This is a genomic window from Nitrospira sp., from assembly GCA_030653545.1.
Lineage (GTDB): Bacteria > Nitrospirota > Nitrospiria > Nitrospirales > Nitrospiraceae > Nitrospira_D.
In genome coordinates this window covers 13,423-28,569 of the sequence record JAURZE010000025.1, presented here as the reverse complement: position 1 = coordinate 28,569, position 15,147 = coordinate 13,423, and the positions used below count along the sequence as shown (strand labels likewise).

The window sequence follows — 15,147 nt, the reverse complement described above, 5'->3', positions numbered from 1 at the left end:
GGAGTATAGTGGTGGACATACCGTCTGTCAATTCGTGATAGGGGCGCATGTTTCGAGCTTGAGCTGAAGAAATGGCATCAATTTCACCTCACCGGACCATCGCAAGGAACCGCTCCGTCTAGCATATCTGGCTAAAAGAATGCCTGAACGCTCACCAGGACGTCGTTATCACGGTCACGGTGATTATATTCCACCCGCAACGCCCAGTTCTGCGACAAGGTATAGCGGGACCCGGCAAACCAGCGGATATCCTCGGACTTGTCGCCCAGTGCATAACGAAGATATGACCCGGAGAGCATCAGCTTCCAGCGGTCCGTCAGATCGGTCAACATCCCCACCGTGCCGCCTCCGCCGATACGGTGACGCTCTTCATAGGCGCGGCTGTAGTTGGCTTCGGCCTCGGCAAACGCAAAATACACTTCTCGTTTGAACAGACTGGATTCCACGGCAGCCCCAATCCCACCGCTCGCCACGCCGTTGCTGCAGAGCTGGCAGCCGTTGTGCCGGATCGTGTTCATGCCGACATTGACCTTCCAAGAGGGAACAGATGAAAGCGCATGGATCGGCGCAAGAGACGTAATGTTGACCAAACCAAACCGTTCGACACGCGCCTGTGACTGATCGTGATAATGGCGAATCCCGACAGACACCAGCTCGATCTGCGCATCCGGAGTGTACCCAGTTTCCGGATCGAGCAGATCGTGGTACGCGCCACGGAAGCTCACTTCCTCAAATGCTCGCTGGTTTCTCCATCCGGCCCCGAGGCCAAGCCGGCTGGTCCTGTGACCAAGGTCAGGTTGTTTCACATAAGGCTCAATCAGTACCGCCGATGGGGTGACTTTGAGTTCACTTCTGGCTCTCAGAATGGTCCTGTTTTTCTCTCGATACGGAGCCCCGTCCTCCCCTGCTCCGGCACTGTGCTGGAGTAGATAATCCGAGGCCGTCTCCAAGACGAAGGCTTGCCTCTCAATGTGAAGCGCTCGAAATCCATCCTCCTTCAACCCTTCAGGGTTCCTGATCAAGCGATCGAGCCACCCTTGCTCATCATCGGTCATCGACGTGCGCTTTCGACGCACGAGGGTACTGCGGGATGGTCGGGAAATCACCTCTCCAACAAGCCCCGCTTCTCGCAGGAGCCGAACCGTGTCGACTGGAATCGTATAGGCAGGAAAGGCATCCAGCAGATGGGCGGATGGTTCAGCCGCCTCTATCAAGGAGAGAATGTGGTAGGCGCAGTTTTCACCAAAAAAGTAATAGTCAAAATAAGCATTCCCTAACTCCCAGGTGTGCATCAAGAGGCGAGTCACCTGTTGCTCGGTCAGCTTCAATCGGTATTCCCAGATATCTCGATTGTCGATATCCCGATACTCCTGCACCTTGAGGTAATACGGGATCGTCGAGAAGTAGCCTTGATAGGAGCCGACCACGCCCTTGAACGCATACTCGATGCCAGCATCGGGGGGAAGTTGTGCCGCGTAGTTGATGGTGTAGGCCAGAATTCTCGTTTGCGGCGTCTGGTCCTTGCCGTCGACTCGTAGGAACGTATGGCCGAACATGGACGAGGGATTGTTCATGAACCCCGTCGGGAAGATGAGACTGATCGCCTCGGCGTTGAACTCATCGAACCACTTTCTGAACCGCTCACAAGGCAGAGGGGGCAATCGCACATCGTCAAACTGAAGCCGCTCCTTCAACCAGTGATACCGGCCGACGAAAGCACATTGCGCAGGCTGCTTCGAGCGACCGACGACATCGTCGACAAAAAACTTGGTCAGCGTGGCGGCAAGCTCGGCCTGCGGCTCGGTTTTCCCTTGGGGGGCAAGAAAAAACCCCGGATCGTCTTGCATGCTCTCCACTCCACCGAGCCATGTTCGGCGGTAATGGAGGAGCACCTGCCACTCACGCTGCTCTGCGAGGCGCAGAGCTGCAGCGCGATTGAGCAATTCGTTCAGATAAGACTGATCACCGAGCGGGCTGCTGATTCCGTGAGGCGGAACCAGACCCATGAGAAGGACGAGCAGGAAGGTGATCGGGAAGACTCTGAAGAAACCGTGGGGTCCCAGTAGTTGCAACCAGAACCCCACGGAGATACCAACTAGTTGGCGGAAACCTTGGCCAGCATCGGATGCGTAGCCACCGCGTCATTCAACGCTTTCACGAGTGCAACCGGAGAAGTCTCGCCTGCCGACATGAGGGAGGCATACTTCTCCTGAGTCATCGCGAAGAACGCCGGCTGTTGCGCCGCCGGAATTCCCATCAACGTCGCCAGGGAAGTCAGGTGTTCACCCTGCCCCTGAGCCATGTCTTGCGCCAGGTTTTCAAAGTTCAGCGCGGCAAATACATTGACCTTCTCCTGCGCCCAGAACTTCCCATCATTGGTACAGCCGGAGGTCCCGCTGCTGATCCCGAACGTCTGATTCCCCATGAGTCCATTGGTGGTTGCTTCCATAGTCTGGACACCGATGACCTTCTGGTGGGGGTAATTCTGCCAAGCCAGCTTACCCAGGCCGCAACCCGGTCCTGTGTCAGGATTTGCCGCCATCGCCAAGCCCGCCTGCATACCCATGAAGGCCACAGCCAACGATGCCAAGAGCACTCTCTTCATCATAAGCCCTCCTTAGTGGATAAATTACCGACTCCCCGAATAAATCTATCGGGAAATTTCTACAAGTATAGACCAATTCGGCGGCAAAATCTCAAACAAATATCTGCGACACGCAGCCACAAAGAGATCGCCACGTATGAATTCTACAATGTCCACTGCACGACGGTGAGAGTCAGCATACCATTCCTGTTTCAGCGCGAGTGACGATCGTCGCGCTTTCCATCAGCCTTCCGCTGCAGCGGGATGACTCTGGGCTCAATCCGCCCTCCAACGAAGGTCAGCATCCCGACGCCGCGCGGCAGGGAAAACCGTTTCGGTCCGGCTGACCCGGGATTGAACAACAGGGTTGGGCCATAGCGCTCAATGGTCGGACGATGACTGTGGCCGAAGACGCAGACGTCGAGCTGTTCTTTGTCCAACCACTCTCTTGCTTCCACGGTCAGCTTCCCGCGCTCGAACAGGATGTGGCGGATTCCAATCGTCACCCCGGCACGGCGGATCACGCGCGACCTGGGGAATCCGCTATCTTCGAACTCATCGACGTTGCCCGACACGGCGATGACCGGGGCGATCCGCTGGAGCTGCCGAATGACCTCAGGATCGCCGATATCACCGGCATGGAGGATGGCTGCGACACCTGCGAAATGCGCAATGATCGCCTGATCAAACAGGCCATGAGTATCGGCGATCACGCCGATGTGCGTCTGGCCCTTGGCAATCACGGTGCCGCAACGGGCGAAACTCCGAGCGCACCCTGCACCTCACTCCACTGAAACGTGAAGGGCTCGGGAGAGCGCTTCGGAAGAGCCGCCAATTCAGCCTTTAGACGATCGGCTCTGGCGCTGCTCATCGGATGGGTGGAAAGCCACTCCAACCGTCCCTCGTCATTCTCCGAGAGCTTTTGGAAAAAGGTGATCATGCCTTTGGGATCGATCTTGGCGCGATACACCAACTGCAGCCCGGTCAGGTCGGCTTCCATTTCCTGCGCGCGGTCGAACTTGAGTGTCAGCAGTTCGACGCCGACTTGGCGCATCAATCCGATCAGCCCCTGCTGATCGCCGACGATGATCGCAACCACGGTCATAATGCCCAGGCTTTTCACCATGCGCTCCATCCCGTGGCGTTGCAGCACGTGGTTGAGCTCATGGCCCAAGACACCCGCGACTTCTTCTCCACTGTCCGCCTTTTTCATCAAGCCGGTAAACACGACGACGTAGCCGCCTGGTAGCGCAAACGCATTGACGACGTCGCTCTTCACCACGGTGACTTGAAACTTGTAAGGATTGTTCGGAATCTGCTCGGCTAGACGCTGCGTCATCTCTTCGACCGCCTTGACGGCAGGGCCTTCTTTCATCACGTCTTGATGGCTCAGAAAATCCTTGTAGGCCGCTTCGCCAATCTTCTGCTCCCACTCGACCGGAATCCGGCTCACCGCCATCTCCACCAACAGATCAGCTCCGAACCAGAGCCCCAGCGCCACAGCCATGATCGAGCCAGCGACAGTCCCCCACATGACACGATGCCGGTGGCGTACCTGCCGCACTCGCTCCGCGGCCTGCTCAAACGGCTGACTCAAGTGATCCGGCGCCGCTTCACGGAAGGCCCGGATAAGGTCGGGATGTTTGAGATACAACGTGCGGGCCTGCAGGCCCTCCCCCCATTTCACAACCAGATGATCATGATCCAGCCCACCGGCGGACACCGCCACCCCCGTAAAGAGCACTCGCTCAGATGGAGCCGTCGATCCTGCCGGCTCATAAGCGATCGCGAGCCCATCGCCTTCGATCTGGACAAGACAAGGCGCGCCGGTGGCCGGAAACTCTTCACCGAAACAAAGTGCGTTGGGAGAAAAAGCAGTGGTCATTTAGAGCTTACCCGGCTGCTCAAAATGGTCTCGAACGAGGCCGCAGGCGAGCAGAAACCGGAGGCGTGACTGGCTTCCACCCACCCCGAGTTGCCAAGACAGCTCGTTCCTCGCGCGGGGTACGTTGAGGATTGGATCGAGCCGAGAACGAAGTTCGCTGTCGCTTTCAGCATCCGCTACTCGGAGACCGGGATGAATTGTCTGATCCAGGCCCCGAAGCTGCCCGGATTGCGGCTCTGGATATACACAATCCCCGGCCCGCGGAACCGGCACACCAGCCCTTCGCCGGACGTGAAGCTGGCGACCCAACCAGACGCGGCTTTCTCGATGTTGTACGACGTCGTCGCAGACCAGGCCACAAGGTGGCTGTTGTCCACGATGTATTCCTGATCCGGCCTGAGCTCGATCTTATGAATGGCGCCGAAGCTATTCACCGCCAGCATCCCCTTGCCGCCGATCTTCAGAATGAAAAATCCTTCGCCACCCAGGAGTCCGCGGCTCAAACTCTGCATCTTGCTCTCAATCGTGATGGAGTCGGCCCCGGCCAGAAATCCGTCTTTCTGCACCATGTATTCGTTCACGCCGTCGAGCTCCAGAATGACGATTTCGCCCGGCACTGTCGGCGCCAGCAACACTTCGCCCGGTCCCCGACTGGCCCTCAAAGTCTGGAAGAAGAACTTTTCCCCTGTCAAAAGCTTGCGCGAGAGCGCCCCGAGAAACCCGCCCTCCATCTTACTTTCGACATCCACCGTCGGTGACGAACCTACCATGGCACCCGATTCGGCTTTGATGTGCTCCCCGGCCGCCAACTCAACACGCACCATCGGGAACGCTCCGGGATAAAGAATTTCGCTTTTCATCGATTGATCTCCTGAAATAGACGCGCAGTCTGGACGTGTTCCAGACACAAGACTCACACCCCAGTGATTCTGTGGAATGCGTGCGGCACTGTCAAGCACGCATCAGGAATCGCTTAGTGGTTGGGACGGAACGGCCGGTCGCGGTGCGGGAACTGATTCGACGATGGAGCAGACCCGTCGGCATCGAAGTTCTTTTTGAACTGCCGGCGAAGCGTGCGCCGTTCGTCGGGCGTCATATTCTTCCAGCGCTGACGCATCTCGTGACGCTCTTCAGGCGGCAACGACCGAAACCACTGCCGCGCGTTGCGAATGGCCTCACGTTTGTCCGGCGGCAACTCGCGGAATCGCTGGAACCGGTCGCGCAATCGCTGTTGATCGTCCGGAGACATCTGTCGCCACTCCTGAAACCGCTGCCGCGCCTCGGTGCGTTCATCAGGATTCATGTTCGACCACTGTTGCGCGCCGTTGCGCAAACGTTCCTGACGATCAGCCGGCAGCTGATCCCAGCCCTGATTGAACTTCTGCAACAGCTGTTGTTCCTGCTGATTCAGTTGGCTCCACGGCACACCTTGGGATTCAGCCTGAGCCCATGCCGCGAGGCTCCATCCAAACAGCAGAATAATGTTGAGCATAAATCCCATCATCGCTTCATCTCTCGCATGGGATCGATTGGACGGGTCCCCTGCTGATCAGACCCTTCACGACTTTCCCGTCGATTCGTTCGCGGGGTTTCTTGCGTCGGCCCGGATCGCTGGTCCTTTTGGGGCGCCACCGCCTCGGCACCCGATAATTCAGCCGCATGAAACGGGTCGACCCATCGGCCATCGCCCGTGTGCCAATTTCCTAAAAATTCCAGGAACTCGGCATCCGGAGCCTGCGCGGCCTCAGGCGGCGCGGCAGCCGACGATCCCGCCGTCCACAGCAACGCGCAGCACATCCAGCCCAAGCACGTCTGCCCGCTACCCTGCCTGGTCATCACCGGCCAGCCAATGAAAAAATTCGAGATCTTCGGCTAGCTCGACATTCTCGACTGACGTGACGAGCTCGAAATCATCCAACGACACGGCCGCATGCTGAGGAGGCGCCGCCAGTTGTGCCCAGAGCAGCACGGCCAGCGCCGCAAGCGAGGCTACTGCCAGGCCGGAAACCCAGGTACGCCAAGGAGACCGGCGCGCATAGGCATCCAACGCGGACAGCCGTCCCTGCTGCAGTCGGAGGGCCGTCGCATGATCTACCTCGCCGACGGCACGATCCAACACCACCTTGGCCTGGCCGACAAACTCATGATCGCTGTGATGCAGATCCTGATTCATGGCCAATGATTTCCTAATCGCGTTCGAAGCGCATGAATGGCACGGAAATAGTGTGTCTTCACGCTCCCCTCAGAGCAGCCCATCGCCGCCGCGGTTTGCGCCACATCCAGCTCTTCCCAAGCCCGCAGTAAGAACGCTTGCTGCTGGCGGAAAGGCAGCGTACGCAATGCCGCATCAAGCGCCGCCGAGGCTTCTTTGACCTTCAGTTGGTGGTCAGCCGTCGGAGTCGTCGTATCAGCGATCGTGTCCAGTGGATCGCCGGCTTCCTCGCCGCCCTCGTCGCGGCCCAACCAGAAACGCCAGCGAGACCGGACTTTTGTCCGCCGATACCAATCGTGAATCTTCGATTGTAAGACCCGATGAAACAGCGGCCCCCATTCCGCTTCATCGCGCGCACCATACCGTTCGACCAGCTTGAGCATGGCCTCCTGCACAAGATCCAACGCCTCGTCATCGTGTCCCGTGGCGATCTGTGCCATCCGAAACGCGCGGCGTTCGACCCCGGCTAAAAATCGATCCAGCGCCCGTGTCTCCTCCAGAGTCGAGATCCTCCCCCCCAGATAGCATTGACCACTGTGGGCCGGTGTCAGATTACGAGAGAGAGCCATTCGCAACTCCTCACCTCGATGCTGACGAAACACGATCCTGCGCCGTGCGCCTAATTGTCATGAGATCTGCTCTCTAGGTCAAGACGTGCATTCCACACGACTCACAGTCAGAGAAAGCCGCATATTTATCTAAACGTCTTAAGGAGCCTGAGGTTGACACCGACTGGCGACGAGAACGCGGCGGTCAACAGCGTCACGACTGTGCGGTGAGACAGGAAACCGGTGAGATTACTTCGACTTCGGAACAGGCTTGGCAGTAGCTGTCGCAGGTTGATTGATTGGGATGGACACGACAACGTCCTGCTGTGGGTCTGCGTCTTGGTCCTTACCATCGTGGCCCACACTATACATGACCCCTCTCTTGAGATTGACCAACATCGGAAGGCCCGTATAGGGATCATAAAAGCGTTGACCGGCTTTCGCGATCCGCGCAAGCAGATCGGCATCCTGCGGACCGCGTCGTAGCCAGGCTTGCAGACTCGCCAGACGGAGACGCGCATCGGTGTCGACAACCAAGCCATTGTAGTGATCCCATGCCGGAAGCGGATCAATGCCGATGATGTTTTCAATCGGATTTGTTACATAGTCCATGACGCTGGTCGCCGGATGTTTGATATACGTGGAGCGCTTTGGCATCGCGCCATACCGACCTTCTCCGGCAGCCTTATATGACGATTCGTAGTATTCAGCGTAGTCGTTGAATCGTCTTTGCTTCGGCAGCGGAAGCATACTGGCCACGCTGACATGGAACGGCACGTCCTCACCCCGGTCAGCATCGAGTTGTGCCCCGTACGACTTGGTCGCCAAAACCAACTGACTCTGCATCGGCCATCGCATCGACGACTCGACCGGATCGAGCGGGCGAAGCATCTTCGTGATCCGAGGAAGCGCCTTGCCGTCGAAGTCCGGCTTGACCAGCAGCCCTGAGGCAACCGCAATATCATCGTTGATCGCCTGGAGCGCCATCATCTTGACCGGAAGGGTCTTCGCCTGGCTGAGCGTGGTCCGCCAGGCTTCCATGTCACCTTCCAGCCGCTCAACTCCAGCCTCGGGAACAGCCCCTTGGCTAAAACCTTCCGCCACATGCAGTCGATGCGCAAAGAGGATCGCCGCACAGGGCGGTGTCACCGCCTGACCATGCCCCCAATCCTCAAACGGCATCTTGAGCCATTGCCGGTAACGGCCGAGGGACACCGTCGCCTGACTCGTCCAGCCTTTCAGGCTGTCCGATTGGACCATGAACTGCCCGGCTGGATCTGCCGACCTGTACCAACCCTGCGCCACACTCGCAGACGCGTTTTTCTGATTAGCTCCTGCCATGCCCTCATTTTCACCATGGCAAACCGCGGCCATCCCTACATCCTTGACATCCGGTTTTCGCTCGTACCCTACCTGAACCGGATCCGCCGTGGCATCCGCCTCGAATCCGAGCAAGAGCAGGTATCCGTTTTTGCCGGAATCCATCATGGCGCGTTGAGGTGACGTCGTCAGACTTTGAAATGCCGGGCTCGGTTTTTCTTCCATCACCAACCAGGTCAGACCCACGACCCCAATGGCCATTGTCACGATCGCCACAGACAATACCGCCAGACCTACTATCGACGTCACGAGCGCACGCGTCGTCGAGAAGCAGGAACCGATGAACACCGACAGGCCAATACGAACGCGTGCCAGCTTCGCGCTCAACCGTGGACGTGGCTTAAGAGCAGCTGTTCGCTCAGTCGCCTCGGTTCGCGTATGACGGCCCGATGACTGGAAGAGCACATCGACGGCCGACGCAGCCGTAGACGGAACAGAGACCGTCGGCCATTCGTCGTGCGACGCAGAAGGAGGGGGCGGCATCAGATGGACGGGCTCGGCGACAACCGGATCGATGAACCGAATGGCCTCACCGGTTCTGACCCACTCCTCTTTTTCCTGAACGGCTGGAGTAGCCGGCACCGCCGTCTCAACGACCGTCGACGCCAGATGGGGGATCGAATCAGCGGGGACTGCCGGTGATTCGTCAGCTGGAGGTATGACAGCCGGGGCCTCGGAGGCTGGCTCGATCGAAGGTTTTCGCTTCTTGGCTGAAGGGCGATGAGTGTGAACCGCCACATCGCCGGTCTTCCACTGCGACGGGGGGCCCTCTTCAGTCGGAGGCATCTGCGCTGAGGAGGGATTCGCCGCAAGCTCCGCTGAACTTGGCGCCTTTGATGGCTCTCGTAAGGATGCGGCCTCTGGAACAACCTCCTGGTCGCGCGAGACAACCTCAGAGGATTTCGTCTCTGCAGAGATCGCGGGAATGGTTTTAGTCACCACTGACAGTTGGTCAACCAACGTCTGGAGTACCGGTAACAACTCATGCGGCAACACTGGCGGAACCGATTCCGGAGAGGGCGCGGGTGCAAGAGCCGGCGCTGCACTCGAAACCGGCGCGTCCGGCTTGACCAACTCCTGGACGACAGGCGAAGGTTCTGCTGGTGAAACGATTCGAAACTCCTCGGAATGAACCGGTAAACGGTCATCGGCCAGTGACGAACTCGCAGCTGGTTGTGAGTCGATCAGCTTTTCATCTGGTAACGCCTGAGGTTGTGCCTGGAGACTCTCACTGATTGCCGTCGGCTCCGCTCCGGCGCGATTGGAATCCTTGAAGCGAAACGCAACCTCTGCCGACTCAACTTGAACAACCTCGAGAGACCGAGATTCCTCGATCACAACAGCTGTCGATACTGCTGGCGCTTCGACTGGAGGCACGACTTGCGGAGCATCGTAAACGGCTGCGTCGTCAAGCATGCTAATGGACTCAACCGGCATCGCTGGTGACTCCACCAGCGGCTCCACGGCTAAACCCATGGCACTGTCAACGGATGAAATCGGTGCAGGTGTATCCTCGGCCTGATCCCAAGGCATGGACGAGACCGCCGGCTCTGCCAAGCTGGCAGACGCTGGCATTACTTCTGACGTCTCCTCGGAGGCGACCACATCCGCTTGTTCATCCTGAATGACCGGAACCACCGCTGGCACTTCCAGAGCGACGACTTCTTCGGGAAGCTCGACGGCCGCAACAGTACACTCCTCCAGAAACTCCCCTGATGTGCTCAGGGCACTATCAGTGAACGGGATCGTAGTCGGCGCATCCTGAATCTGATCCCCAGACAACGGCATCGATTCCGACATCGCACCCGGGGAGACAGCTGGCGTCTGTTCCTCGTGCAGGACAGGAGTACCCACGGCCTCTTGGGATATGGCCGATTCTGCAACCTCAGGCGGTTCAACCGGCGAAGAATGCTGGAGGGAATCGTGCGGGGCCGGAGACGACGAGCCAAACTTCCAAGCACTATTGAAAATTGAGGCCCACGAAAACTCACCGATCTTCGTCTTCGGGCTCGGCTCGTAAGCAGCGAGACTCTCCGGCGAAGACCGCACATCGTCCAGCAGGAAGGACGCGTCGCGCGACTCCAGACCGCCAGGCTCGGGAGAACTCGCGATAGCCGCAGATATAACCTGATCGCCGACTACAGGAGGAACAGCTTCCTGGAGTTGAGTCGAGAGTGGATCCGGTGTCGTTCCGGCCAGAGCGATGGACTCCTGAGTGAACCCCTCAATACTGACCGGCGATTCCTGTATCTGTTCCCATGGCATGGGCAACGGCACAGATTCAGCCAGCACATCTGACTGCGGTTCCCCCGAGGCAGAAATCGTCTGCGATGGCTCTGGTGAAGGCGAGTAAGAACTTGACGGCTCAGTAGCCACCACATCCGGTGCCGACCAAGCCACATCCGGTGAGCATTCTTCTGTTGTGGCTAACGAGAGGGTTGTCCCCGTCCCAGCCAGTAGTGAAGACTCTTCTTTTTGCTTCTCCCCTGACTCATCAGAAGACCCGACCTCGATTGGTGCGATTTCCGGTGAGACCGAGGAGGCGGACTCTACCCCCTGGAAACCCGCCGAGAGGGATTCCCCGTCCGGTTGAGAAATCGCAACCGTGGCTTCCTGAACCTGCTCCCAGGGCAGAGGAGCGAGAAAAGCATCCGAGGTAGGACTCGGCAACGTAATGGACACATCCGATTGAGGAGGCTGCACCGCATCAGCCACGCTCGTTGCCTCATTCGAATCCGTGTTCCATGAAGCTTGCGATATCGGGAGAGAAGCCGCGCCCCACTCCGAACCCGGCGACGCAGTAGTCGTAGCAGGCATCTCCTCATGCGTGCGCGAAAATCCGGTGGACGCTGCGCCTTGATGGGCAATCGGGGCTGAACTGTCACTGCTCGAACCTTGGGAAGATGGACTGACGCTCAGCTCTGCCGGAACCTCATCAATGAAACCGTCCCGCAGAGCGAATGACTCGTCCGCAAGTGAAGAAGCCTCCGATGCTGCGGGCAACTCAGCTGTCGATGAAGCGACCTGATCTGGGCTCTCAGGCTGGAAGCTCTGGGCTGGCAATACCGAAGTACCCGCTGGGAGATCATCCCACGGCATGACGCCGGAAACCGGATCAGACATCGCGGTCGATTGATTCGATGTTGTGGACTCCGATGGTTCCATCGTCACAGGCGGGGCTAGCACCTCCTCAGGATTCGAGCTCGGCGCAACCGCCGCGCGAGCAATTAACTCTCCTGTCTGCGCGTCGAAGAGTGATGCGAGACGGAATGCAGGAGAACTAGCCGGGGCTAGCTCCCGAATCTTGGCATACAGCTCAGTAGGTAAGGCAGGACGGTCAGGGTCCGGATCTTCGATAAGAATGTCGATGGCCTTGGCAAACTCTTCGGACGCGGCGAGCGCATCTCCCTTTTCCTGGTATACCGACCCCAGTTTTTCAATGAATGGCACACACCGGGGACCGGCTGCGAGATACTCGCGGAGTAACGATTCAGCAAGCCAGTAGTCTTGCCGTTCAAGCGCCTCGTTCGCCAGTGATTCGAAGGCCTGCCTCGCCGGGAGCAGGCTCCCCAATCGAAGATGAAGCGTGGCGAACAGCCGGCGCGCCTCCATATTCGCCGGATCGAGCGCCAGCAATTCTTTCAGCGCGGCTGACGACCGCCCATACTTCCCCGCGTTCATTTGGGTAATGGCGTCTTCGAGAAGAGCGGACTTCTTGCTATACCCGATCACGCCCCGCTTGTGACTACGGGACGCAATCTTCTTGTCGGCTTTGAGTGGAGTTTTCTTATCAGCACGCACGATAGTAACTCTAGCAGATCACAACAAGGTTATAAGCCGCACCGATGGCTGATTTGTACCAATCGTAGATACTCGGTGATCATTCCGCATATAAGGGTCAAACCGCCCACGAGACTGCAAGCTAGGTGCCCTCTCTACGCCCTAAGGCCCTATGTGCAACCCGTTGAATTACTGACAACTTGCCAAACCTCTCCATCGACGGCTCTCGATCGACTTACCATTTTTGAACGGAACTGCGGAATTCTGCTAAGACCGGTCACTGTGACTACCCCACACCTGATCCATCATCAAATCATGCGCTGAGTGTCGTCCTCACGTCGTCTCCACCCAAGTGTCAATAGAACAGAAGCAGCGCAAACCTTCAGAAATGGAGCAAAAGCTCCGATAAGAGAGGCACGGAGTGGATGTGTCTCACTCCTCTCTCTTGCTTCCTTGCCCTGGAAGGACAGGAGTGTTTTGACGATGCAGGGACGCGGAGAATCTTCTGATGAAACGAGTGATATTGACCGAACTGTTGCCGGGAATGGTCCTCGCGAAGCCGGTCACCAACTCAGCCGGATTACCTGTGGTTGCTGAAGGGGCGGTCCTGGATGACGTGATGATCGCACGGTTTAAGAAGCTGGACCTTCCGTCCGTCTTTGTTGAGGGCGAGGCTGGATCGGCCGGAGGCAAAACGCTAGCTGAGTTGGAAGTCGAGTTGGAGCATCGATTTCGACACGTATGCCAGGACCCGCTTCAACAGACCATTCTCACAGCTCTGCGAGAACATCTTCACAGTACCCATGGAACCGCCGATCTCGAGAAAGGGGCCTCTGCGTCATGAGTCCATCAGCGGCGACCGACTTTCGAAACCGCATTGAGCAACTTGGTGACTTGCCGACTTTGCCGCACGTGGTGCAAAAGCTCGCCTCCATGATCGGACGGCCGAACGTGTCCGCAGAAGAGATCGGCTCCTTGATCGAGAAAGATCAGGTCCTCGCGGCAAAGGTATTGCGACTGGCCAATTCACCCTTTTACGGATTCCCCTCTCGCATCGCGTCGGTTCCCCACGCCGTCGTCGTGTTGGGGCTGAACGTTGTCAAAGGGTTGACCCTCTGTGCGACTGCGCATGACATCATGAAAGATGCCGGACTTGGTCAGCTCTGGCGGCATTCATTGGGTGTCGCGATTACCGCGCAACTCCTGGGTAAACGGTTGGAGATGAAAAATGTCGAAGAAGTCTTTGTCGCGGGATTGCTTCATGACATCGGCAAAGTCATTCTGTATGTGAAATGGCCGGATGTGGGGAAAAAGATTAGGGCCGCCAATCCATCCGGCGATCGCCCGATGATGCACGTCGAACAGGATCTGTACGAGGTGTCTCACGCCGATGTCGGCGGCTGGCTGGCCAACGCATGGCACCTGCCGGCCACGCTCCGAGAACCGATTCTCTTCCACCACCAACCGGGAGCGGCACAGGATGCCCAGCTGCAAACAGCCGTCGTGCACGTCGCGGATGTGCTTGTCAAAGGCATGGCCTGCGGAAACCCCGGCGACGAATGGGTTCCGCCCCTCTCCAGGCAGGCATGGGATTTGGTTGGGCTCGATACGGAATCGCTGGCAGGGTGCGTCTCCAGAGCCTCAGAAGAATTCCTTGCGATCGACGACTATCTATGACGAAGTCTACTGCCGCCCAGCGTGTCCTGATTCTTCACAACGATCCTGGCGAAATTGCCATCCTTTCCGGCCTCCTCACGAAAGCCGGCTTTCAGGTGGTTGGCGGAGATCTGACTACCATCGCGTTGCACGAGCTTGTACACAATCCCCCCCATGTCATCCTGGCAGCTGAGGGGACGAGCGGCCGGTCGGTAGAATCTCTCACCAGGCATCTGAAGAACGATCCCTTTCTCGGACGACTGCCGTTGATCGTGCTGATTCGCGACATCCGCCTCAATGATGTCGACTGGGGCAGCGTCGACGTCGATGACTATGTCTGCCTCCCCTATCGCCCGGACGAAATCGTCCATCGGGTGCGCCTCTGCTTGAGCCGGCTGACCCGGTCACTGGACGCCAATCCGCTCACCCGGCTTCCCGGCAACACCAGCATCCTGTTCGAAACGACCGCCCGCATTGAGAGCGGGAATCCCTTCGCATTGGCGTACCTTGATGTCGACAATTTCAAGTCGTTCAATGACCGGTATGGATACGGCCGTGGTGATGAGGTGCTGGTAGTGGCCTGTCGCATTCTCACGACGGTCGTCGGTGAGCTTGCCGGAGTAGAAGGGTTCGTCGGCCATGTGGGCGGTGATGACTTTGTCTTTATGAGCCACCCCGATCATATCGACGCGATTTGTGAAACCGTGATTAAACGGTTTGACCTGGTGATTCCTGATTTTTACGATCGCGACGACCGGCTGCAAGGCTACATCGATTCCGTCGACCGGAAAGGGAATCACGAACAATTTCCCATGATGAGCTTATCGATTGCGGTCGTGACAAACAGCCACCGCGCGATCGATCACCCCGGCGATGTCAGCAAGATTGCCTCCGAGCTGAAAAAACTCGCAAAAGCCCACAAGGGAAGCGTGTTTGTAAAGGACCAGCGTGGAGCCGAACCCAACGCGAAGGATGAGGCGGCCTAACCCAAGTCTGGCAGGACGGCATCCGACCGTCCTACAATATCGGCAGGGTCGTGGCAATGGTGAGGGGCGGGTAACTCTACGCCTTACTGGCAGGGCTCGAAATCGTCACAATCCTC

At 58.0% G+C, this 15,147-nt stretch carries 13 protein-coding genes; 3 read left to right on the top strand and 10 right to left on the bottom strand.

Annotated elements, in window-relative coordinates; all coding sequences use genetic code 11:
- Positions 1-131: 131 nt before the first annotated feature.
- The 10 genes from Q7U39_11800 to Q7U39_11755 all read right to left on the bottom strand — a co-directional run bounded on the left by Q7U39_11800 (position 132) and on the right by Q7U39_11755 (position 12,410).
- Positions 132-1,847 (bottom strand): DUF4105 domain-containing protein, encoded by a 1,716-nt coding sequence (locus tag Q7U39_11800; GenBank protein MDO9118634.1) that lies wholly within the window; start codon positions 1,845-1,847, stop codon positions 132-134.
- A 248-nt stretch (positions 1,848-2,095) separates the two neighbouring features.
- Entirely contained in the window at positions 2,096-2,608 is a 513-nt protein-coding gene (locus Q7U39_11795; GenBank protein ID MDO9118633.1) for a DUF3015 domain-containing protein, read from the bottom strand.
- 188 nt (positions 2,609-2,796) lie between these two features.
- A complete protein-coding gene (locus Q7U39_11790) occupies positions 2,797-3,327 on the bottom strand; it encodes a metallophosphoesterase family protein (GenBank protein ID MDO9118632.1) in 531 nt (176 codons plus the stop codon).
- Positions 3,324-4,469 (bottom strand): M48 family metallopeptidase, encoded by a 1,146-nt coding sequence (locus tag Q7U39_11785; protein ID MDO9118631.1) that lies wholly within the window; start codon positions 4,467-4,469, stop codon positions 3,324-3,326. The genes Q7U39_11790 and Q7U39_11785 overlap by 4 nt, the downstream gene beginning before the upstream one ends.
- A gap of 176 nt (positions 4,470-4,645) precedes the next feature.
- Complete coding sequence (locus Q7U39_11780; GenBank protein ID MDO9118630.1) at positions 4,646-5,329, bottom strand: TIGR00266 family protein; 684 nt, start codon at positions 5,327-5,329, stop codon at positions 4,646-4,648.
- A 113-nt stretch (positions 5,330-5,442) separates the two neighbouring features.
- A complete protein-coding gene (locus Q7U39_11775) occupies positions 5,443-5,973 on the bottom strand; it encodes a DUF3106 domain-containing protein (GenBank protein ID MDO9118629.1) in 531 nt (176 codons plus the stop codon).
- Entirely contained in the window at positions 5,970-6,305 is a 336-nt protein-coding gene (locus tag Q7U39_11770) for a hypothetical protein (protein ID MDO9118628.1), read from the bottom strand. The genes Q7U39_11775 and Q7U39_11770 overlap by 4 nt, the downstream gene beginning before the upstream one ends.
- On the bottom strand, positions 6,289-6,642 hold the full coding sequence (locus Q7U39_11765; protein MDO9118627.1) for a hypothetical protein: 354 nt from the start codon (positions 6,640-6,642) through the stop codon (positions 6,289-6,291). Before Q7U39_11765 ends, Q7U39_11770 begins: the two co-directional genes overlap by 17 nt.
- A complete protein-coding gene (locus Q7U39_11760) occupies positions 6,639-7,250 on the bottom strand; it encodes an RNA polymerase sigma factor (GenBank protein ID MDO9118626.1) in 612 nt (203 codons plus the stop codon). Before Q7U39_11760 ends, Q7U39_11765 begins: the two co-directional genes overlap by 4 nt.
- Before the next feature lie 228 nt (positions 7,251-7,478).
- A complete protein-coding gene (locus tag Q7U39_11755) occupies positions 7,479-12,410 on the bottom strand; it encodes a hypothetical protein (GenBank protein ID MDO9118625.1) in 4,932 nt (1,643 codons plus the stop codon).
- Between the two features lie 487 nt (positions 12,411-12,897).
- Between Q7U39_11755 and Q7U39_11750 the strand changes: the two genes are divergently transcribed.
- From Q7U39_11750 to Q7U39_11740, 3 genes are read left to right on the top strand one after another with little or no spacing between them, the layout of a single operon-like run.
- A complete protein-coding gene (locus Q7U39_11750; protein MDO9118624.1) occupies positions 12,898-13,233 on the top strand; it encodes a hypothetical protein in 336 nt (111 codons plus the stop codon).
- On the top strand, positions 13,230-14,066 hold the full coding sequence (locus Q7U39_11745; protein ID MDO9118623.1) for an HDOD domain-containing protein: 837 nt from the start codon (positions 13,230-13,232) through the stop codon (positions 14,064-14,066). The genes Q7U39_11750 and Q7U39_11745 overlap by 4 nt, the downstream gene beginning before the upstream one ends.
- Complete coding sequence (locus tag Q7U39_11740; protein MDO9118622.1) at positions 14,063-15,031, top strand: diguanylate cyclase; 969 nt, start codon at positions 14,063-14,065, stop codon at positions 15,029-15,031. The genes Q7U39_11745 and Q7U39_11740 overlap by 4 nt, the downstream gene beginning before the upstream one ends.
- Positions 15,032-15,147 lie beyond the last annotated feature (116 nt).